Annotated in this window: 16 protein-coding genes, 5 pseudogenes and 1 riboswitch; of the genes and pseudogenes, 4 read left to right on the forward strand and 17 right to left on the reverse strand. The window is 34.6% G+C overall.

The features are described from left to right. Nucleotides 1–87: 87 nt before the first annotated feature. The 7 genes and pseudogenes from EKQ63_RS16810 to EKQ63_RS16840 all read right to left on the reverse strand — a co-directional run. Nucleotides 88–252: pseudogene (locus EKQ63_RS16810) on the reverse strand (IS4 family transposase); the annotation flags it as partial. Continuing rightward, complete coding sequence (locus EKQ63_RS16815; RefSeq protein WP_048555286.1) at nucleotides 213–548, reverse strand: YkvA family protein; 336 nt, start codon at nucleotides 546–548, stop codon at nucleotides 213–215. The pseudogene EKQ63_RS16810 and the gene EKQ63_RS16815, both read right to left, overlap by 40 nt. Before the next feature lie 480 nt (nucleotides 549–1,028). Next, nucleotides 1,029–3,581, reverse strand: coding sequence for an ABC transporter permease (locus EKQ63_RS16820; RefSeq protein WP_000925105.1), 2,553 nt, complete (start codon nucleotides 3,579–3,581; stop codon nucleotides 1,029–1,031). Then, nucleotides 3,572–4,318, reverse strand: coding sequence for an ABC transporter ATP-binding protein (locus EKQ63_RS16825; RefSeq protein WP_000608860.1), 747 nt, complete (start codon nucleotides 4,316–4,318; stop codon nucleotides 3,572–3,574). The genes EKQ63_RS16820 and EKQ63_RS16825 overlap by 10 nt, the downstream gene beginning before the upstream one ends. Further along, the gene (locus tag EKQ63_RS16830; RefSeq protein WP_016717946.1) at nucleotides 4,266–5,507 is read right to left on the reverse strand and encodes a zinc metalloprotease; all 1,242 of its coding nucleotides are present in this window, start codon (nucleotides 5,505–5,507) and stop codon (nucleotides 4,266–4,268) included. The genes EKQ63_RS16825 and EKQ63_RS16830 overlap by 53 nt, the downstream gene beginning before the upstream one ends. 66 nt (nucleotides 5,508–5,573) lie before the next feature. Then, the gene (locus EKQ63_RS16835) at nucleotides 5,574–7,028 is read right to left on the reverse strand and encodes a radical SAM/SPASM domain-containing protein (protein WP_048555288.1); all 1,455 of its coding nucleotides are present in this window, start codon (nucleotides 7,026–7,028) and stop codon (nucleotides 5,574–5,576) included. A gap of 16 nt (nucleotides 7,029–7,044) precedes the next feature. Beyond that, entirely contained in the window at nucleotides 7,045–8,373 is a 1,329-nt protein-coding gene (locus tag EKQ63_RS16840) for a radical SAM/SPASM domain-containing protein (protein WP_223290758.1), read from the reverse strand. A gap of 691 nt (nucleotides 8,374–9,064) precedes the next feature. On the opposite strand from EKQ63_RS16840, the pseudogene EKQ63_RS16845 reads away from it, so the two are divergent. Next, nucleotides 9,065–9,228, forward strand: a pseudogene (locus EKQ63_RS16845) (ISNCY family transposase); the annotation flags it as partial. Nucleotides 9,229–9,391: 163 nt separating this feature from the next. On the opposite strand, the pseudogene EKQ63_RS30725 reads toward EKQ63_RS16845, so the two are convergent. From EKQ63_RS30725 to EKQ63_RS16885, 8 genes and pseudogenes are all read right to left on the reverse strand, one after another. Then, nucleotides 9,392–9,656, reverse strand: a pseudogene (locus tag EKQ63_RS30725) (HEPN domain-containing protein); the annotation flags it as partial. Further along, nucleotides 9,633–10,004 (reverse strand): annotated as a pseudogene (locus EKQ63_RS30320) (nucleotidyltransferase domain-containing protein); the annotation flags it as partial. The pseudogenes EKQ63_RS30320 and EKQ63_RS30725, both read right to left, overlap by 24 nt. Before the next feature lie 21 nt (nucleotides 10,005–10,025). Further along, nucleotides 10,026–10,339, reverse strand: a pseudogene (locus EKQ63_RS16860) (hypothetical protein); the annotation flags it as partial. Between the two features lie 194 nt (nucleotides 10,340–10,533). Beyond that, complete coding sequence (locus tag EKQ63_RS16865; protein ID WP_087953170.1) at nucleotides 10,534–12,390, reverse strand: alpha/beta fold hydrolase; 1,857 nt, start codon at nucleotides 12,388–12,390, stop codon at nucleotides 10,534–10,536. A gap of 58 nt (nucleotides 12,391–12,448) precedes the next feature. Continuing rightward, complete coding sequence (locus tag EKQ63_RS16870; RefSeq protein ID WP_001072309.1) at nucleotides 12,449–13,015, reverse strand: TetR/AcrR family transcriptional regulator; 567 nt, start codon at nucleotides 13,013–13,015, stop codon at nucleotides 12,449–12,451. 247 nt (nucleotides 13,016–13,262) lie between these two features. Beyond that, the gene (locus EKQ63_RS16875; protein ID WP_143881296.1) at nucleotides 13,263–14,405 is read right to left on the reverse strand and encodes an MFS transporter; all 1,143 of its coding nucleotides are present in this window, start codon (nucleotides 14,403–14,405) and stop codon (nucleotides 13,263–13,265) included. Between the two features lie 62 nt (nucleotides 14,406–14,467). Next, entirely contained in the window at nucleotides 14,468–15,064 is a 597-nt protein-coding gene (locus tag EKQ63_RS16880) for a TetR/AcrR family transcriptional regulator (RefSeq protein ID WP_087953168.1), read from the reverse strand. A gap of 280 nt (nucleotides 15,065–15,344) precedes the next feature. Then, nucleotides 15,345–16,109 (reverse strand): SDR family oxidoreductase, encoded by a 765-nt coding sequence (locus EKQ63_RS16885; RefSeq protein WP_143881297.1) that lies wholly within the window; start codon nucleotides 16,107–16,109, stop codon nucleotides 15,345–15,347. Nucleotides 16,110–16,278: 169 nt separating this feature from the next. On the opposite strand from EKQ63_RS16885, the gene EKQ63_RS16890 reads away from it, so the two are divergent. After that, a complete protein-coding gene (locus EKQ63_RS16890) occupies nucleotides 16,279–16,719 on the forward strand; it encodes an Lrp/AsnC family transcriptional regulator (RefSeq protein WP_016717953.1) in 441 nt (146 codons plus the stop codon). 75 nt (nucleotides 16,720–16,794) lie between these two features. Here EKQ63_RS16890 and EKQ63_RS16895 read toward each other — a convergent pair whose 3' ends face one another. Together EKQ63_RS16895 and EKQ63_RS16900 are read right to left on the reverse strand one after the other, a co-directional pair. Continuing rightward, entirely contained in the window at nucleotides 16,795–18,000 is a 1,206-nt protein-coding gene (locus EKQ63_RS16895) for a M20 family metallopeptidase (RefSeq protein WP_087953166.1), read from the reverse strand. Nucleotides 18,001–18,088: 88 nt separating this feature from the next. Next, nucleotides 18,089–18,190: riboswitch (SAM riboswitch) on the reverse strand. Between the two features lie 75 nt (nucleotides 18,191–18,265). Further along, complete coding sequence (locus EKQ63_RS16900; RefSeq protein ID WP_143881298.1) at nucleotides 18,266–20,575, reverse strand: AAA domain-containing protein; 2,310 nt, start codon at nucleotides 20,573–20,575, stop codon at nucleotides 18,266–18,268. 111 nt (nucleotides 20,576–20,686) lie between these two features. On the opposite strand from EKQ63_RS16900, the gene EKQ63_RS16905 reads away from it, so the two are divergent. Beyond that, on the forward strand, nucleotides 20,687–21,079 hold the full coding sequence (locus EKQ63_RS16905; protein ID WP_087953164.1) for a VOC family protein: 393 nt from the start codon (nucleotides 20,687–20,689) through the stop codon (nucleotides 21,077–21,079). A 69-nt stretch (nucleotides 21,080–21,148) separates the two neighbouring features. After that, nucleotides 21,149–21,463, forward strand: a complete 315-nt coding sequence (locus EKQ63_RS16910; protein WP_129075286.1) for a hypothetical protein — start codon at nucleotides 21,149–21,151, stop codon at nucleotides 21,461–21,463. Nucleotides 21,464–21,546: the final 83 nt, after the last annotated feature.

The following is a 21,546-nucleotide window of genomic DNA, read 5'->3' on the forward strand; positions in this document are numbered from 1 at the left end:
TTATTGATAAATTATATAAACAAAAAACTCATCAGAATAAATCCTGCTGAGTTTTTTTATAAGATAATACATATATTAATTTATAAAAATCACACGGGTTAGTACTTTATCAGTCATACCTACATAGGCATCGGATATTCCATATGTTTGTCCTGTTTGGAGAGAGCTCATTAATACCTCCATATCTAGCTGTATATACTCTGTAGCTTTCTTTATTCTTTCATCCTGAAAATAATCAGGTTTGCAATTTTTACAGCCCATACAAAGACAAGAATCCAGAGAGTAATGATAATAATGCCTGTTATCCAATTCTTTGGTTTGCTTGTTATCTGTCTTTCCTCTACCTTTCTTTTACAATCCTCCAACACTTCTTTAGGAATCAGTTTTAATGCCAAGTATACACCTAATGGTACAAGAATCAAATCATCAAGATACCCCAAGATTGGAATGAAGTCTGGGATTAAATCTATAGGACTAAAAGCATACGCAACAACAAGCATTGTAAATAATTTAGCATACCAAGGGACTCTTTCATCTCGATATGCCAAATAAAGTACAAGAAGTTGTTTTTTTTTAGTTTCTAGCCCATTTTTTCATTTTTTGTATGATAGATATTTTTTCTTCTGTTTCTATCGGTTTATTTTGATTCAAATTATTCCTCTCCCATTTTATTACTACGTACATCTTCTCAGAATTGTTCTTATTAACTGTATAATAATTACATAGCTACTATTGAGTCTAATACTTTATTTTAATAAAAACTATTTATAATATAAAACCTAATGATCAGTCTACATTTTATTAATCAATAAATTAGAAAGATAAGAGATAAGAAACACGTTTAAATCAACTAGGTTTAATCTAATCCAGTTTTTAAATGGGAACAAGCATGTGAGGGAGGGATCCCCAGATTTTCGTTCTGGGGTATTCTTTAATTTTAACCTGATAAACATAGGATATGTGTTGTTTTAAAGAAAATAGAAAAAGCGTATTTTGACTAGATAATCAAAATACACTTTTTTCTTTCTTTATTTATTTTGTAAAAGGTGTATAGGTTTAGCCGATAATGATTGTTTTGCTGCTATCCATACAACAATTATTGTTGTTATAACAGATAAAAGTATACCTAAAATGGACCAAGTCATATCTATTTTCATCGGCATTTGGAATAAGAAGCGTAAAGTGATGCCTGAAAAGGCTAGGGCAATTCCAGCGCCAACTAATCCAGCCGATAGGGAGATAATCGTGTTTTCTAATAAGATAGACTTCATCAAATTACTAGAAGACATACCAACTGTTTTCATAATAGCAACATCTCGTGTCTGTTGCATTAAGCGAATGACAACTTGATTTCCAATTGTAAGAACAGCTGTTAAAAATGCGAACAACGCTACAATTGAGAAGAAAGCACTTTGCATTTGAATAATATACTGAAGACTATCGATTGCTGTAGCGGCAATTGAATATGCCATTGCTGAACCAGGAAGTTTTTCATTTAATTCTGTTAATATAGTATTTGTTTTTTTAGGATCACTATCTAAGGAATAAGTAATTCGGCTTGGTTTCCCATATGTAGCTAATGTTTCAGTTGGAATACGGATGCCAACGGTTTTAACTACACCAGATTTAAAGAAACCTATAATTTCGCAGTTTACTAATTCATTTCCAATTTGAATGTCAACTGTATCACCGACTTTTACACCTAATTTCTTATAGCTGTCCAAAAGAATTGCTTTTTTCCCCTTTGCATCCGATAGAGCTAAATCACGCCCTTCAGATATCATATAGGATCTAGAGTTAAGAGAGGTATCTACCCCTTCTATTGAAATTTTAGTTGAGCTAAAAAATTTATCATCTTTTATATTTTTCATGAATATAGATGCTGCGTCCACTCCGTTAATATTTTGGAGTCTTCCATCTAATTGATAACCTTTTTTCGATCCTTTTATGTCCTTAATAGATTGTAGCTGCTTTTCAACGTTCCCTTCGTCATGAATGGAACTTGTAATAAGGATATTTCCCATTGCCTCTCTTTCCAATTGACCTTGAACTGACTCAATTAAATTGTCTGCAAATACATGACTAGAGACAACAGAAACAACACCAATAGTTAAGGTAACTGCCAATAAACCATTTCGTTTACTTGTAGTAGCCATGTTGTGTAAAGCAAGAAAGAGGCTTTGTGGCATTATGCTTTTCATGGCGCCAATTAATCTGAATAATAAAGAATATATAAACCCTATAAATCGGACAAAAGTAAAAATAAATAACAGAACTGCAGTTGTAAGTAAAAGAGCAAGAAACCACTTAAAGACTGCGTTGCCATTTGTATTTGTTGTGAAAGCTATATTGTAAACATAAATAGAAAGAATGCCACAAGTAAATATAAAAAGTTGAAATTTCTTTTTAAATGGTAAAGCATAATTCACACTTGTGTTCTCAGTATCACGTAACATTTGAAGTGGTGATACACACATTCCACTTTTTACTGGTATCCAAGAAGCTAAGAAGGTTACAATTAATCCCACAATAATTGTTGTAAAAATTACGGACCATGAAATTCCCCAATGTAGCGGTAGTGAAAGCACGTCTGCTAGATAGGACGTCAGCCAAACACTAGCTAATAAGCCGAGTACAATCCCACCAACTGTTCCGAGAATCGCTAGCCATAATGCTTCTAATAGAAAATATCGAATAATATATTTAGTTTTCATTCCTACGGACTTCATAACAGCGATATCATGCGTACGTGAAGCAATAATGACTTTCATTGTATTAGAAGTAGTAATAGCGGCAATTCCAAGAGCTAATATACTGAAAAGCTGAAGAAATGGTAACAACATCCGTAAATCTTTCTGTTTCTCTAGCTCCTTATCCTGAACATCTATTACACTACTTTGTGGTAATTGTTTTTGAATATTCTTTTTAAAAGAAGAGATATTAACATTTTCATTTAATAAGATTAATGCTTCATTAATTGTGCCTGCAGGTACATTTAAAAGCTGCTGTGCTTGATCTAAATGTAAATAGGCAGTTCCAAAAATTGAAGCATCGCCATAGGATTCTTGGACACCTTCTACTAAACCACTAATTTTATAAGAGGTCATTGCCCCAGTAGAACGGTTAGGAATCTCAACTCTATCTCCTACTTTGACTTGCAAACGGTCAGCTGTATTTTTGGAAAGTAGTAGTTCATCTTTATGTAAAGTACGAATATTAGGAAACAGATTATCACCAAAGAAAGGATAGTGGTTCGTTTCAATTCCCTTTACAATTAAACTTGTTGTTTTCCGATCAGATTTGACCATACTTTGACCTAATAAAGAAGTTGTGAGCGCTTTCTGTTCTTCTTTAGGAATGGAAGAAATAAGAGTTTCGCGATCCATCGGTTTTAAATAGGATTGAACTGACACATCCCCTCCTAAAAGAATTTTAGAGGATTCGTGAATAGATCGCGGAACCAGCTCTACCAACATAGACATAGAAAAGAAACTAGCTACTCCTATTAAAATACTGAACACAGTAAAAAAAGTTCTTAAACGATTACGTGCTAAACTACGTAGTGCAGATTTTAGTAGCATGGTGTTATGCCACCTTCTTGCTCACTAGATTTTGTATGGTCGTTAAAGGTTTCTTGAACGAGGAGGCCATCTTCCATTTTTAAAACACGATCTGAAAGTTTTGCCACATGCGTATCATGTGTAGCAATAATAAACGTCATCTGGAGTTGGTCACGTAGTTGAAAAATTAAGTCCAAAATATTTTTTCCTGTTTTGGAATCTAAGTTCCCAGTTGGTTCATCAGCAATAACAATGGCTGGATTATTTACTAATGCACGAGCAATTGCTACACGCTGTTGTTGACCTCCAGATAGCTGGCTTGGTAAATGATGATATCGTTCTTTCATCCCAACAAGGTCCAACATTTCCCTAGACTTTGTTATCATTTCTTTTTGGCTTCTTACTCCAGCGCACATAAGTGCCATCATAACATTTTCTTGAGCGGTCATTGTTGTGATTAAATTATACGATTGAAAAACAAAACCAATCTTTTTTGCACGGAAATCAGCTAGCTTTTCTTCTGACATGGAGGTAATATCTTGTTGTTCAATAATAATACGTCCTTCGGTAGGGGTATCCAATGATCCCAGTATTCCAAGTAGTGTGGATTTTCCGCTTCCACTAGGACCAATAATACTAACAATCTCTCCAGAATAAAATTTAGTGCTAAGCCCTTTTAAAATTTGAATTGTTCCTGCTTCGGTTTCATAAGCTTTCTTGATTTTTTCTACTTGAAGGATGGTTTGTTTGTTTATCATCCTTTTCCCTCCCGGCCCTTTTAAATTTTAATGTAAAGACAACTATTGTTCTAATTAAAACTATAATTATTACAATAATGGCACCTTTTGCATTTCCCCATGTGAACGAATCTAGCGATGTGAATAAATAGATGGTATATCGAAGAATGAACCAGATAGCAGTGATAACTGAACAAAAATATATACTAGCATATGTAAGAAATGCTATTTTATAGTGCCTGTTCATCCTCTTAATTGTATCATTAAATTGCTTTCGATAATCAGGCTTGAAAAAAAAGTATCCCAGGAGACCACTTTTCACCAATTGGAAGGTTCTAGTATGCAAGTTTGCAATTCCTAGAATGTCAGTAAGAACCCAAAAACCGTCATATTGTAAAAATGGATATAAGTTATATAGAACTGTAATGAGTATGAATTGATTTGCTACAAAAAATTCCTGGAATCCTGAAATAAAATAACACAACTCAAATAATATAAATATCCATAATTCAAAGTAAATTCCGCCCAGGTCAATAACTACTCTTTGTCGTCTAGGCAATCGCCAGGTATCACTTAAATCAACAAATAAAACAGGCCGCATCATATAAAGACCCATTCCGACGTCTTTAGGTTGTATTTTATATCGATAAGCAGCAACTATATGACCAAGTTCATGGATAATCATGGAAAATAATAGCAGCAAAATTGCAATAGTAAATTTATAAACGGATCCAAATGTGTTTGATATATTTTCAGTATTAGCCTGAAAAAAATAATGTATTAGACTTATACTGAAGAAAATACTAAATAAAACAAATACGCCCCGAAAGAATAAGAATTCGAAATATTTGGATGCCTTTTTTAAGTAAGAAGCGTGGAATATTGCTATTCTAAATGTAATTGCAGAGTGATGAGATGCTTTTTTTTCAGAACCAACTAAAACCCCTTTTGGTAATAGATGTTCATTTATCAGTTCTGTTAACTCATTTATAGTAATATTGCCATCGTGATTCGTTTGTACCATTGTACATATATCTCCTATGGATGTGGTTCCATCCATATAATTGAATAAATTTCTCAGTGATTCAGTGACTTTTAATTGTAATCCGTTATCAAATTTTATTAAATAACGAGGCCCCTCCTCCCAAACATCCATATTATAAACTTCGTATGGAATTAACTTTGGAAAGATATTTTGCGATGCTGTCAAATTGATCACATCCTTTAAGAGAAAGTAACCCCACAATGGTGAAGGTATTTGTGGAGTTATATCTTTTTATTTAATTAGTTCTAAAAAGGCAGTTTCATTTTTCTTAATATAAGTCGAAATGGTTTGATGTGAATCATTACAGTAAGGTTTATTAATGGCACCATTTCGCATTAAATTAGCATAAGCACATCCTCCACCACAAAATAGTGAGATACTACAACTACTACACTGTTCGGAGTCAGTAATATCTTGATCCCAAATAGCATGCTTATCAGCATCTAAATTGTATTCAGGAAAAAAGGAACCCACTGCAGTTTCTGGCTTACCTACGGCCTCAGGACAAGCGTATATTAAACCTTCTGCACCAAATGCATAGAAACGCTGTTCTCTCGCACTACATTCTTTAAAATAAGGTAAACTATGCATGACAGAAGAGCAGGAATCAAGTTCACTTACCTTCTCCCAGTCAAAAGTTCGTATGGCTTGACGGATTCTAGAAGTACGAATGTTAAGGTCTGTACCCAGTTTTGCGTTAAATTTATCCATAAATTCTTCTAAATCTCCGAAAATATTATAAATTTCGGCGAGTAATTCATGCTCTGGAAGGTGATTTGGTAGATTATCTCCGTAATGATCAGTAACAGGAGATACCTGCCAACCAAAATTAGGATAAGTATTCCAATGTTGATCTTCGATAAAGGTTGCTAATTCTTTTACATATGCAAGATTATCTTTATTCACATTAGTACGTAAGCCTACTGCGAAACCACGCTCTAATGCCAGTGAAATATTAGCAGCAATTCGATCGAATGTTCCTGTGCCACCAGCTGTAATACGTCGTTGATCATGAATATGTTTCGGTCCATCAATAGAGATTTGAAAATAATCCCAGTTCTCTTTGTAAGGCTCTAGAAAATCTAAGAATTCATGCAAGAATGTACCATTTGTAATGGCGTACATACGAAAACCGTATTCTTCTATTCCACGTTTAACAACTTGTTCAACTGTCTTTCGAGTTGTTGGAAGCAATGGTTCACCACCATATAACATCATGCGGTGGGTTGCATTCTCAAATCGACCACGTTCATTCTCCATAGACAAAATGTTATCAACTGCTTGGAACATTTTGTCTACTTCAGCAGGGGTTAAAGCATGTGAAATTTTATGTATTTCATGACCTTGGTAACAATAAGGACATCTAAGGTTACACATATATGTTGTGCATACGTTGAATGTAACTCCGGAATTACTATTTGCTAAAGATTCAGTCATCCGATCACGAATAATAGTAAGTTTATTTAATTCTTCATCACGGTCATTAAAAAGATAGCCACGTTTTGTTAAAAATGAGAGAAGTTCTTCTAATTCAGGATAAAGAGTTAATTTTTTATTACGCTTAATATCATCTAATACTTTTTTTATGTCTGTATTAATTACATCGAGTGCGCCACTTAGTGAATTGATTAGAACGTAATTTCCATCAGATAATTTATATGTTGAATTATAGGTACTTGCTATCATAGCTTAGTTCCTCTCCTTATATTGAAATCTCTTCTTTAATAGTTTTTAAATATTCGAAAACCTGTTTATCTGTTTGTGGACAGTTTGGTTGATTCAAGTTCCCATGAACTATAAGAGCTTCAGCAGCACACCCTCCTCCACATATAGGTGATGAGGCACAAGATTTACATTGTGGAATGGTAAAGGAATTGAATTGTTTCCACTTTTCCCACTTCCAATCTTGGCGAGAGAATTTAGGGAAATAATCGCCGATTTTGAACTCTGATCTTCCAACTAAATCAGGACAAGCATATATATGGTTATCAGGTCCAAATACAACTCGTTTCCCTTCAGCAGATTCACAATAGACTATATTGGGAACAACCATTTCAATTTTATTTTTTAATTCTGAATCTAACTGCATAATTGGTTTAAAGAAACGGTACATATCAGCTCCGAAGTTAAGAGATTTTTGTTTTTCTAATTTTTCAAAATCAGGAATATTTTTTTGTAATTTTTTTACAATTTCATAACCCTTCATTAAATCTTCTCCTAAGCCTTTACATGTATGATCTGTGACAGGTGAAAAAGAAATTGAGAAATTTTCATTTTCAAATAACTTGTTTTTTTTGTAATAGTCTACAAGAAGTGAAACATAATCAATATTTGTTTGGTCTATATTGACTCTTACAATGGTACGAATGCCATGATTAAGTGAATCACAAATACCTTTTTGAATTTGATCAAATGTACCTTGACCTCCCGTCATAATACGTCGTTGATCATGAATATTCTTCGGTCCATCAACTGTAACCATAATACTCAGTCGATCACGGTAGTTTTGGAAAATCTCTACAAAAGAAGAAAGGTGATAGCCATTTGTATTGCAACCAATTTTGAAGTTACGCTTAACAGCTTCTTCACAGATTTGTTTGACTATTTTTTTAGTAAAAGGAAGGAGTGGTTCGCCTCCAAAAAGGTTAATCATACCGATTTTATAACCACTTTCTTTATGAAAGATGTCTATGGCTTGCATAACTGCTTGGAGTTGTTCTTCGGTTAAAGCTGTTATTTTCTCATGAAGGCTATGGCTTTCAAAACAATATGGGCAACGAAAGTTACATGTATATGTAGGGCAAATAACATACTGCATTTCATTTCCAGCGTCTACAATATTTTTAGCCTGCCATAGTCTATGGTCCCGATCCTCTGTGTTCTTAAATACGTAACCTCTATCAATTAAAATTTTAGTAGCATTTTTCTCTTCGTTAGTTAAATTTTTATATTCTCTATATGACAATGTATCGATAAAATTAATTAAGTCATGAGAAAAAAAATCTACAGCACCAGTTAAGGTATTAATCATTAGAACTTCCTCGTTTAAAGGATATCGTAAATGATACTTGTTAATAATCATCAAATCACCCTTGTATAATTATTTTCTGTTCTTGCTAGGCAAGAACAGAAAATAATGAATTTAGTAACTAAGTTTATTAAAAGGTATAAGTATTTCAAGTGTTTATTTACTGTAAGTATAAATTAGATTTGGAAGCAACAATTAAAGCAGCAATTATCACAACAAATTGAGCAGTTGAAGCATTTCATTTCATCCCTGTTTTCAAGTGTTTCCATTTGATCAGCTAACTTTGTCCAAAGCTGTTCATTGTCATTAACTGAACGGATTTTAAAAGATTTTTTTTCCATTTTTAAATCCCCCTCTTTTATAGTTGCTTTGTTTTCATATAAAATAAAATGAAAGTGGATTCTGATATAAAATAGCTTTATGAAAATAAGTTGATAAACATTGAAAATTACTTTGCTATAACAGAGAACTTCCATTATTTGGAGCCGGCTCAATAATTATAATAAATGGAATCATATGTAATTAGCAACTTCAAAATTCGGAATATTTCGTGACAGATTTTTCAGATATTAAAGTATAGAAATGGTGTTATAAAGCTCACAAATATTCAAAAATACATACATAAAGAAATTCGTTCTCCTGAAAGAATAAGAGTAACCTGAACTATCTACAGAAGGGACGGATTGTATGATAACCTTTTTTTCATGAGTTTTGTGGTTTATCATTTGTGCCTCATATTTCTACTTTTTCACGTGTAGGTGCTTGGTTTCGAGAAGAAGGCATTCCTCTGCTTCGCGAACAGGTACTAAAAGAAATGCATCGTGATTGATTCCTTGTGCTTTAATTAAAAGTACCGCCACTGTACCTACAAAACAACAATTGTGTGATAATTATCCATCATTATATTGTTATCCCCATAGCAAAGTATCATTTCATTCTACTATGAAGCATTCCTCCTCTTTTTTAGATAGAAAAAGAGAGTCCCTTTATAGGCACTCTCTTTTATGTATATCCTCTATGTTTAATCGATTACGATTTCATGCATATTTAGCATGTTTAACTTTTCTTTATAAAAACTCAGTACTTTTTGAGCATGTTGTATAGTCATTAATCTATCTTAAACAGTAAGTGATTCAAAATACGGATAAACGAATATCTGTAGCATAACCATTTAGCTGCACGCACTGTTCTAAAATCAATGAGGATTCCTCATCTAATTTCCGACACGATTTGTGCAGCATTAAAAGGTTATGAGTTTTTGGGACTGTTCTACCGTTTAGTGCAATCTTATGTTCCATAGTTACGGTACGACTAGCACGTTCTAGAAACTCTTCTGGCCCATACACTAAAAAATCAACTGGTGTTTCCATAACATCGTAAATACCCCAATTGATACGATTAATGACTCCCCTTTTTCTTGCTCCTACACCTTCTACAACAATACAGAGATCAAATTCACTGTCTTCATTTGGTGTGCCATATGCATGAGAGCCAAAAAGGATGATTTTTTGGACAGAAGACACAGTTTCACGAATCTTTTGAGCCAATAGGTCCAATTCCCTTTGTACTTCTTCGTTAATCCGAATCACTCCTCGGATAAAGTAATTATATTGACGTTTAAGTATATTATACATGCGTTGCTCTTCTCCTTGCTATTACATATTTATTTTTATATTGTTCTCTTGTTTCCCAACGTTCTGCAATGCTTGATAACATTCGTATACCTGCTTAAAATCCTGTAAGAATCCATCATCAGAGATACTATGAAATCCTTTGAAGTTCTTTCTACACCAATATAAGAGATCAAATTCATCCTTAGCTAAAAAAGAATCTGGATTGAAATGAATAAATGCCTCTGCTATACAAGCCAGAAGCAATGGTATCATTTCAGCATCCTCTTTTGATAAATCCAGTACAGATACAACGGGGTATACTGCTTATATTGATAGTATTGTGGCGGTACCCCACATCCATCAACTTGAAGGCTTTATAATGCCCCTAAAACAAAAAAAATTACGCATTTTCACCTGGAGATGCCCATTTTCTCGTTTTGGGGTATTTGCTTTTCTTAGCTTGATTGGCATGGGGCGGGACCCCAAACAGTACGATTTTATTTCAAAGACACAACGATCTTACTACACACTTTTTATTTATCCCACACTCTCATCTGCTAGTATTACTATTTTTTATTACTAATGTTGCCGTTTCACTCGGATGGCTAAGAGGAAAATGATGGCCATATGGAACAAAATCAACCTTACCAAGATGCGATGGAGCAGAATAGCCTCTGTCATACTCCCCCCAAATAATGTGAAGATTATACTTTGTTACTTCATTGAAATCACCTTGATCGTTTTTCAGTAGTAAACTGTTAAGCTGAACCGTAGTATTTAAAATTCTAGGGGAAGTAAAACTGTTACTTATTTTTTCAATATAATGTTCAGGGATACTCTCCATACTTTCAAACAAACCATTACTTAATAAATAACGCCCTATCAAATTAGTAGTTGCCAATTTTAATGTCCATTTGTTCATAAATTGAGGAACATTTAGCGATTTAGCATTTTTTTTAGCAACAGGTGGCTGAAGTAAAGTGATTGCATACTTCTTATCTATGTACTCTTGTACCAATGCTTCTAGAAGAATAAACGCACCGAATGAATGGCCAATTAGATGTGCACCATTCGTAGCTTTCTCCAATAACTTTTTCACTACATTCAAATAGATATCTAGAAGATTTTTCTCTCGTTTAAAAGGAGAACGTCCCAAACCTGGAAGATCCAAAATCCATACAGGTTGACCAGTTTTTTCATGAAGCTCTTGTGCTAAAGGAAATAAATCCTCTCCATCACTCAATAAACCATGTAATAATATAAACGGTTGACCCTCTCCTTGTAATTGGTAAAGGGTATTGTTATCGCATAATGTTCGTTTAAATACATGATTATGCTGGCCATTTTGATACATCATTCGATAATCCAGATCAGCTACTACGGCAGGGAAAAATTTCATTACACTCGTCTTCTTAAACCAATCTCCTCCCATAATTTTTTTCGCTGAAACATCTGAAAATTTTCGGTTTGTAATAAAATTCAGTCCATCAGAAGGAATTTTTGTTATTTTACTTACTCCACTATTCATAATTGCTTTCATAAGTGGCATTGGAACAGAGATTTTTGGTGCCCTCATATTCATACTTTCCGACATAATACTTAATAATTCAGCAATGTTCTGATCGTGCTGTTTGTCTTCAACAAGTGTATATGTTTGAATAGTCGGTTGCTCCAATCTGAAAACCTGCACAATAAACTTCGCAAGCTCATCGTTTGAAATAAGTGGTAACCTATATCCCTTACCTCCAGGAATCACTGGCATGAGCCCTCTTCGCATACTCATCACAAGCAAACCTAATCCTGCTATCTGCTCTGTACTCCCTGTTTTACTACTACCGACTACAGTTGGCGGATTAATTACAGAAAGAGGATAACCTACTGCTGATGCGTGCTGACGGATATAAAGATCTGCTAAAAATTTTGTTCTCTCATATGGATTTTTTATTTTCAAATAATTGTTTCCTTCTTGAAACACATCAATTGCAATCTTGCTATTTTTATCATCAAAGGGACTCATATAACCTACAACATGAATAAATTGTTGCAAGCCCTTCAATTGATGAATACTTTTAGCTAATTCACTAATGTGTTTGGCGCCATTTAAAAATACGGACGCTGCCTCTTTACTTGTCGCTTGAATATCCATGGGGCCTCCTGCGTGAATAATCACATCCGTTTTCAATACCCTCTCCTTATCTTCAGCACTTAGACCTAAATCTATTTTCGTCAAATCACCTTCAATAAAGTGCATAACTGCCTTTTTTAAGATGCCTCTTTCTTGAAAAAGGCGTATTGCTTTACTTTTCGACCTTACTAAAAGAAGAATTTTAACATCCTCTTTGGCTAATTCTTTCACTACTTGCTTTCCAATAAAGCCTGTTCCACCAGTTAAAAATACTGTTCTCATATAAAATCCCCCTTTTAGTACTAATCAGTACTAATTTAATGTAAAAAAAATGCTTCTTTTATCGAAGCAATTTTAAAAAATGATCTGCTGTTTTCGTAATTACAGTTGCATCCTTCAATGTTTCTGAAATAAATAACGCTCCTTCAAGATTTGTAATAAAAAGTGATGCAACCTCATCAATATGAATCGTATTTCTGAATTCTCCATTCTCTACCCCTTGTTTAAGTAATAGAGAAACTTTCTTTTGTAATCCTGTAAAAAAAAGACCTATTTTTTCTTTTATTTGCGTGGCCTGTTTAGGACTTTGAATATAAAGAGTAATAAATGGACAGCTCCCCTTATACTCTCTCGACTGAACTCCTTGTGATAATTGCTTTAAAAACAGTTGGATACGATCTTCAACTAAAAATTGATTCTGAGAAAGTACGTCATCAATTGCAGATTGATACATTTCAATCCAATAATCAACGACCGCTTCTAATAATACTTCCTTATTAGAAAAGTGATAATACACATTAGACTTTGAAACTTTGCTTACACGTACTAATTCATCCATACTTGTATAAGCAAATCCTTTTTCTAAAAATAATGTTGCAGCTACTTCAATTACACGTTTTTGATTCATTAATTTTACCTTTGTCATAACTAGAACTATATAGTACTAATTTAAATATTGCAAGTATTTATGTTAATTTTTAAAAAAGTTTGATTAAAAAAGTTTGATTAAAAAAGTTCCACTAACATTGATTTTACCGTAAAAAAATCTTATTTTGAATAAAGTTGAACTGAACCCAGAAATTGTTCATTCACTATTGTCTAATAGAGATCACCATACATACCCATCAACTTAAGAAAAAGAAATTTTAAACATCTTAATCTGCCTTTCCTTTATGTAAATATGGGAATAACGAAATTACCCCAAGGATAGCTAAACAAGCTCCAATCCATAGCGGAGATACAAAACCATATCCTTTACTGATCCCAAGACCACCTAGTGACGAACCAATAACAATACCTAGCGTAATAAAAGAACTATGAACGGTATTTATCATTATTCCATTACTAGCTGTTTTCATCACCCTCGCAACCATAGCTGGATTCAATGCTACACCAGTTAAACCAATAAAAATCGTAGCCATAACTGCAATGTATTTATTCTCCGCACTTAAAGCAAATACAGACAACGCTATGATTAATATAATTAATCCACCCATAAGTATTTTCATTGTAAATTTATCAGCAAACTTGCCAATTATTATATTTCCAATTACCGTCGCACTACCATAGAGAGCAAGTAAATATGGAATACTTGCACTTGAAAAGCCTGTGACATTTGTAAATATCGGAGTAAAATAACTAAATGCTGCAAACGTACCACCAATAATGAACATACTTGTTACGTACGCTGCCCAAAGATGAATATTCTTAAATCGCAGAAGTTCGTCTTTCCAATTTAATTGCTCTTTATTTGAAGATGATGGTAATAACCGTTGAATCATAATCCCTGATACTAGCACAAGAACCGAAACTGCCCCAAAACTAATACGCCAGCCAAAATATTGCGAAATAACGGTTGTTATAGGTAAACCTAATACAGTTGCGAACATTAAACCTGCAAGTACAATTGATGCAGCTTTTCCCCTTGAATCAGAGTGAACTAATGTCGCAGAAAAGGAAATCGCAACTCCAAAAGCTGAAGCTGAAGCAATACCAGTTATAATACGTGAAATCATCATAATATCATAGTTCCAAGCAATAGCTCCGAGTGATTGACCAATTAAAAATATGAACATTAAAAACAATAATGCTTGTTTGCTGCGCATTTGTAAGAGGATTGCAGTTAAAATGGGGCCTCCTATTACCATTGCTCCTGCATAAGCTGAAATTAAATACCCAATAGATGATACAGGAACCTGGAATGCAAGAGCAAGTTCATTCATCATACCTGCAACCATAAATTCTGATGTAGTCATACAAAAGATTGCTAAAGCTAATAAATATATAATCGATGGCATAAAAACACTCCTTATTCATTATTGTAATGATTGGTACAAAAATAGTGCGAAAAAAGAGCGCACTAAGCGCCACAAATAGACTCTATTGTTCCTTTGATAACTTGTTCAGACAACATCCGATTTTGCATCGATACATTAAGAACACGGAATCCGTAATAACTGCTTAAAAGCAGACTAGCTAATTCCTCAGCTGATTGCTTCTTTGAAATTTCACCTGTTTGCAATCCTTCCTCCATCACTGTTTCAATAGCTTGTTTAAGAAGTTCAACATGCTTCGAGAAAATTTCTTGTACCATTAAATCGTTTTTAGCACGTTCTATACTGGCATTAATCAATAAACATCCTTTTTGATCCATATTCTCAAAGTCTTCTTTCAATGCCCATTCAAAAAAATTACTTAATCGTTTTTTAACTGGAATTGGAGTATGTAACAATTTCCTTTGTTCCCTAATCCCAATTTCATGGTAGCGTTCTAATACTTGTTTATACAGTTCATGTTTACTACCGAAAGTATTGTATAAACTTCCTTTTCCAAGTCCTGTGTCACTGCATAAATCTTGTGTAGAACACCCTTCATATCCTCTTAACCAAAATGTTTTCATTGCAACATCTACAATTGAGGAATAATCAAACTCTCGAGGTCTGCCGCGTTTATTCAATCGTATCCTCCTCTCATTTTAAAGATAACATGAATAGAATACCCTTTTTGTACCATGCGGTCAATAATTTTATTTTATTGTTACTGTAAAATAAAATTTGATTATGTTAGATTACGAATAATGAAAAGTAGCCCCTTATTCAAATTTCCTAGCGAAAAAATCACGTTTTAATAGACTTCTTTATCATCCCTACCTTTCTATAAATTACTAGTTATGAAACAAGGATCGTTTCATAACTAGTAATTTACTTGATTAGCTTGATGGGTATGGAGTAGTGCCCCTATAAGCAAAACCCTCCAGAAACATCTAAAATTTGCCCCGTTACCCAGCGACTATCAGAGGAAGCAAGGAATGCTACTGCATCTGCAATATCTTCAACTTGCCCTATTCGTCCGAACACAGATGAATTCGTAGCAAAATTTCGTATTTCTGGATTATCTAGCAATTTCGCATTCATATCTGTCTTCGTATATCCAGGCATAATTGTATTCACTGTTATACCTCTTTCTCCGAGATGTTTAGCAAGAGGAAGTGTCATCGTATTTAATGCCCCTTTACTTAAACCGTATGCAATTGAGCCTGTAAAACCAAGTCGTACTTCAGCTGATGAAATGTTGATAATGCGTCCTTCTGCTCGCAGTAATGGTAATGTTTGCTGAATCAAGAAGAACGGCGCCTTAATATTTACAGCCATAATTTCATCAAAAATCCCTTCGGTCGTATTTTCAATTGTTCCTTGTGTACCTATCCCTGCATTGTTTACTAAAATATCAATCTCTGCTGTACCAACTCTTATTTGTAATTCATTCTTTAATTGTTCTACTAGCTTTTTGACACCATCAATTGAATTGAGCTGAGCTTCAATTAAGAATGCCTTTCCTCCATTAGATTCAATCTCACTAATCGTTTCATCTGCAGCTGTTTTATTTCGGCCGTAGTGAATCGCTACTAATGCCCCGCCTTTCGCCAATCTCTTTGCAATGGCACGGCCAATTCCGCGACTCGCCCCTGTTACTAATGCTACTTTCCCATCAAGATTCTTCATTTTTTTCCATCCTTCCTAAATTTCCGTTTGATAAAAACCTATACTTATATTTTCATGTAAACACCAATAATTATAAATACAGATTTATAGGTAATTTAGTTTGTTTACTTATGATATTATAGTTATAATTTGTAATTCACTTTAGAAAACACAACAAGGAGGCTACACAATGCAAAACGCAGTAAAACTGGATGAAATCGATCATAAAATTATGAACTTGTTATATGAAAATGCGAGAATTTCCGTTTCAGAAATAGGACGGATCATATCCATGACGCAGCCTGCTGTAAAAGAGCGTATTAATAAACTTGAAGATCAAGGAGTTATAGCGGCTTACCGAACGAAATTTGAGCCTTCTAAAATTAATAAAAACATTCAAGCATTCGTCATGTTTAAAACGAGCCAATGCTCTGATTTTATCCAATATTGTAATACCGCTTCTGAAGTAACAGATTTATATCGAATTAGCGGGGAGTTTAATTATATGATGAAGGTCATGAGCGATTCGATGGATTCTCTCGCTACATTTTTAGATTCTTTAATGCAATTTGGATTATCGTCTCCTTTAATTGTATTAAAGAGTGAGTTTGAGGAGAAATTGTCGTTCTGATAAAGGAATAAGCGAATTGGCATCAAATTTTCTCAAAAAAGAAAAGGGAGTGGATCATCCACTCCCTTTAACCACTTATCCCTGATTCCTCTGCGCCTCTCTAAACTCTTCCTTCACCTTCTCTAACAACCCTTCTTCCGTAATTAATCGATACGCCGTATTCGCTAATGCTTTTGCGGATGTAATTAATGCTTTATCTCCTAATTCTGAACGCGCTGCTTCTCTAAATTCATTCGTATGTGCAATTAAGTCATCTGGGCCGATTTTAATGTACGGGTGAATGGTTGGTACGACTTGACTTACGTTTCCTGCGTCGGTTGAGCCGATGCCGAGTCTTTCTTTACGGTTTACATCTTCACCTAGTAATTCTAGTTCTTCAGCTACGATGTCGTTATATGTTTTTGTTACGAGTAGTTCATCGATTTCATTTTGGAATTGATGGATTTTTACTTTTGTGCCTGTTGCTAACGCTGCCCCTTGTGCGATATTTTTTACTTTTTCTGTTACTTCCGCACATCTTTTTCGCGTTGCTGCACGGATGAAGAATCTTGCTGCTGCGTAGTCTGGAATAATGTTAGGTGCTTTTCCTCCCTCTGTAATGACGCCATGAATTTTCACGTCTGATGGAAGTTGTTGGCGAAGTGCGTTAATACTGTTATACAGCTGGATAACCGCATCTAATGCGTTAATCCCTTCTTCTGGTGAAGCTGCGGCATGAGCTGTTTTTCCGTAAAAATGAAAATCAAGTGGATCGACTGCTAGTGAAGGACTCGTTGTTGCTGTTTTTCCACTCGGATGAATCATAAGCGCCGCATCAATGTTTTTAAATAAACCTGCCTTTACATAACTCGATTTTGCGCTACCGTTCGGTCCTCCTTCTTCAGCTGGTGTTCCGAATACGACAACTTCCCCGCCAATTTCTTCAAGCGTTTCTGATAATGCAATTGCTGCTGCAACACTAATTGTGCCGATTAAATTGTGACCACACGCATGGCCAAGTCCTGGTAAAGCATCATACTCCGCTAGAAATGCGATTGCTGGTCCTTGTTTTCCAGAGCTTTTTCGCGCGATAAATCCCGTTTCATGTCCAGCTATATTGTGTTGTAATTGAAATCCTGCACTCCCTAGCAATAAACTTAACGTTCTTGATGCGTAAAACTCTTGGTTACCAATCTCCGGATTCGCATGAATATCGTGACTTGTTTCTATGTACTTTTCCTTATTTCTTTCAATACTCTCTTCAATTGTTTTTCTTTGTGATGTTACTCCTGTAGCTCCCATTTTTCTTCCTCCTTTTATTTTCACGTAAAAAAGCCTCTTTCTAAAAGATAGAAAGAGGCTTCTGTATATACAGTCAAAATGAGCTTCTTTCTTATCTTTCAAGTTACCTTGCTGGAATTGGCACAGTATTCATAAAGAATCCGCTGCCGAGGTATCATAGGGCCAGTCCCTCCACCTCTCGTGATAAGAATTTTCATAAAATTATATTAAATTACATTCATTCTAAGTTCATTTTAAATAAAAGTCAAGGAATTCCTATCCGAATTTACCGGATATCTAAAAATCCTTTTAATACACCAATTGTCTCAGGTGCTTGCAGTCTCGCACATACGTACGGGAATTCCGTACTACCTTCAAACATCATTTGAGATGTGAGTGGTGCGCCTGCCCAAAAGATTTCATCATCGATTACGATAAACGGGAATGCTTTATTTTGCCTTTGTAACTTTACATTTTTCAGTGGAACTGGTCCATCACTATACACTGTTATTTGCGCATTTGTACGCATTAATGCTTGCCATACTCGCTTATCCACTTGCTTCGTACTTGGAAGTGAAATAATAATTTTTCGTTTTGCAGCTAAAATATCTTTCAATAGCCCTTTCGGTTCTTCAAGATTTATTTCCATAAACCAGCGTAAACGTTTCGAAATTTTTCGTTCCCACAATTGTCTTGATGTCGTACGATCATACACATCTCCGTGACGTTCTATATGAGCTGTTAATTGTGACAACGCTTGTTTTCTTGAAAGATTTTTACGCATATAATGGCAATCTGATAATTGAATGAACTTCCCTCTCGCTCTTGTCACTGCTACATTGACGAGACGATGGTTTTTATGGTCAAAGAATAACACGCCAGGTCGTTCTTGCGGATAACTATCCACTGTATCAAAAATCATCATATCTCTTTCTGAACCTTGGAACTTATGAACCGTTGCCGCTAAAACAGGTATGTTTTGATATTTCGTTCTCTGTAACATTTCTCTAATACACGTTGATAAGAATCGTGACTGCGCTCTGTAAGGTGTCACAATACCAATTGATTGCACACCGTCTAACAATCCGATTAACATCATTTGCATCGCTACTAAACCAGACATAATGTTAAAACGAGATCCTGAAGCAGCGTCTTTTAACGAAAATGCACCCATTAGACTCGTATCAAATAAAACGCTCGCCTCATTTGCGAAAGGTTGCAATTGCGCAAGTTCTTTACGTTCTGAAACAGACGGATGGTCATAAACTCTATTTTTATAAATAAATGAGTTTGTAAACTTAGATATATCCGCATGCATACGTCTTTGTTCCTGCAACATAAACAGGTTTGGATGTGCTTCTGATTTATTGACAGACTCAACAATCCCGGCATGGTAGAACATATCTTCCCCAAGCCATTTTCGAACGAGTTCATGATTCGCCATCGCAATTGGAGGTAACTGTAAAAAATCACCACATACGACGATGCGTTTTCCAAGTGAAGCAGCTAATGCAATTTGCGGAACATATGCCATACTTACTTCATCTACGACAACTAAATCAAATGTACGCTCATAAATAAGTGAATCAATGGCACATTTCGATAAAGTTGCGCCGATTACTTTCGCATTTTCAATGTATTCTTTTTCTACTTCTTTAATTTTCGCTTTTTGCTTTCGAAGATCACTTTCAATCTCTTGTATACGCTTCTTATCAGCAGATGTTGCTTTATACGATAAAATCTTTTCACGAAGATCTTGTCGTGTCTCTTCTAAATAGAGTCTCTCTTCTCCCCAAGATCCGTTCGTCGTTTCAACTAACTTCGACGCAAGTAACGTTTCATGATTTCGTATATGTTCATGTTGACTATAACCGTAACGAACAATTTCACCAGGTGTCCATTTCTTTTTCTTTTCAATTTGTTTCGTTACTTCACTCATTAATACGTCCACTGCCGCATTACTATGGGCTAACACAAGTACCGATTTCCCTTTTTGATAATGAGCTGAAATAATACGTGATAAATTGTAAGACTTCCCTGTTCCAGGTGGTCCCCATACGTACGTTGTCGGATTATAAAACGCGCGATACGCCAATTCATTTTTCGGATTTTTCATCTTCTCCATATGTTTCGGACTGCTCGTCCCATCAACAAGACGCTTTATACGATTACGTTTTAGCTTATCTTTACGTGCTTCTTTCAATCGCTCTTGCAGTTGCTCTAACAATTGCCACGGTTCACTGTATAAAACCGCTTCTCTTATTTCACCTTGTATATAATCATTTAATTTCAGTTCTATTTCTAATCCATGTACAGATAATACTTCTCCTGTCGCTTCCTCACCATCGAACTCAATTCGAATTGGTGAACCTTCAGGTAAGCTTACTTCCGAAATAAGCTGAAATACGTATACTGTACTTTCATAATCTGTATATAAAAAACGACCATTCATGATAGAAATTTTACTACCACCTATCGTTTTCCAATGTTTAATTTCATACGCTAATGCATAATGCCACTCTTTCATCGTTTCTGATAATGAAGGAGTTTGAGTAGGTGTATTCATCGTATAATCTCCTTCCTTCTCCCCAAACATACTTTCTCACTATACCATATAACACGCTAAAATTTGTAAGGTTTTTATCTTGCTTATTTTCTTAATTTTCAATAATATATTGTATATAATTTTCAGAAAGAAGGAATCTACATGCCAGTTAGAAGAATCGAACACGTCGGACTTATGGTTACAAACTTAGAAACATCTATTTCATTTTATGAAGAAGTAGTCGGCTTACAGCTCATTAAACGTATGGATCACCCGAATCCAGACTTAAAACTCGCTTTTTTAGGTGTGGAAGAATCAAAGGAAACGATACTGGAACTCATTGAAGGCTACAACTCTTCTCTTCCAGCAGAAGGAAAAGTACATCACATTTGCTTTAAAGTGGATTCATTAGAAGATGAAATCGAAAGAATAAAAAAACATAAAGTAACCTTTTTACTAGGAGAAGAAATTGAAACATTACCAGATGGAACACGTTACATATTCTTTGCTGGTCCTGATGGAGAGTGGATTGAGTTTTTTGAGACGGAGAGATAAAACGAAGCTTTAGTCAGCCCACAATTAACGGGATCATAACTTTATGATCCACATAAGGAGTAGAAACTGATGAATACAGTTTTTATTATCGTTTTTTGGGTACTTATACTATTTCCACTTCTTTATATAATATTGATAAAGAAGTGGAATATAAAAGTAGCTGCTTTATTTGTTGGAAGGATTCTATTAAGCATTGTCTATTTCATAAATGGAATGGTGTTAGGACTGCAACGAAATTGGGTAGATCATGAAACAGAGTGGGATTTCTTTATCAAATCTTTACTAAACTGGAAAACTGATGCGCTTATACACTTGTTACTTCTAATTATTATCATTACTTTGGATTTAGTTATTACATTTTATTATATTAATAAAAAGAAATAGGATATCCACTCCTATTTCTTTTTTAATGGGTAGCGCCACATTGCTATCAAGCTAAGAGTTTAAGTGTAATATCATTTAAGGGA

Source organism: Bacillus sp. BD59S (genome assembly GCF_007363175.1).
GTDB classification, from domain to species: Bacteria; Bacillota; Bacilli; order Bacillales; family Bacillaceae_G; genus Bacillus_A; species Bacillus_A pacificus.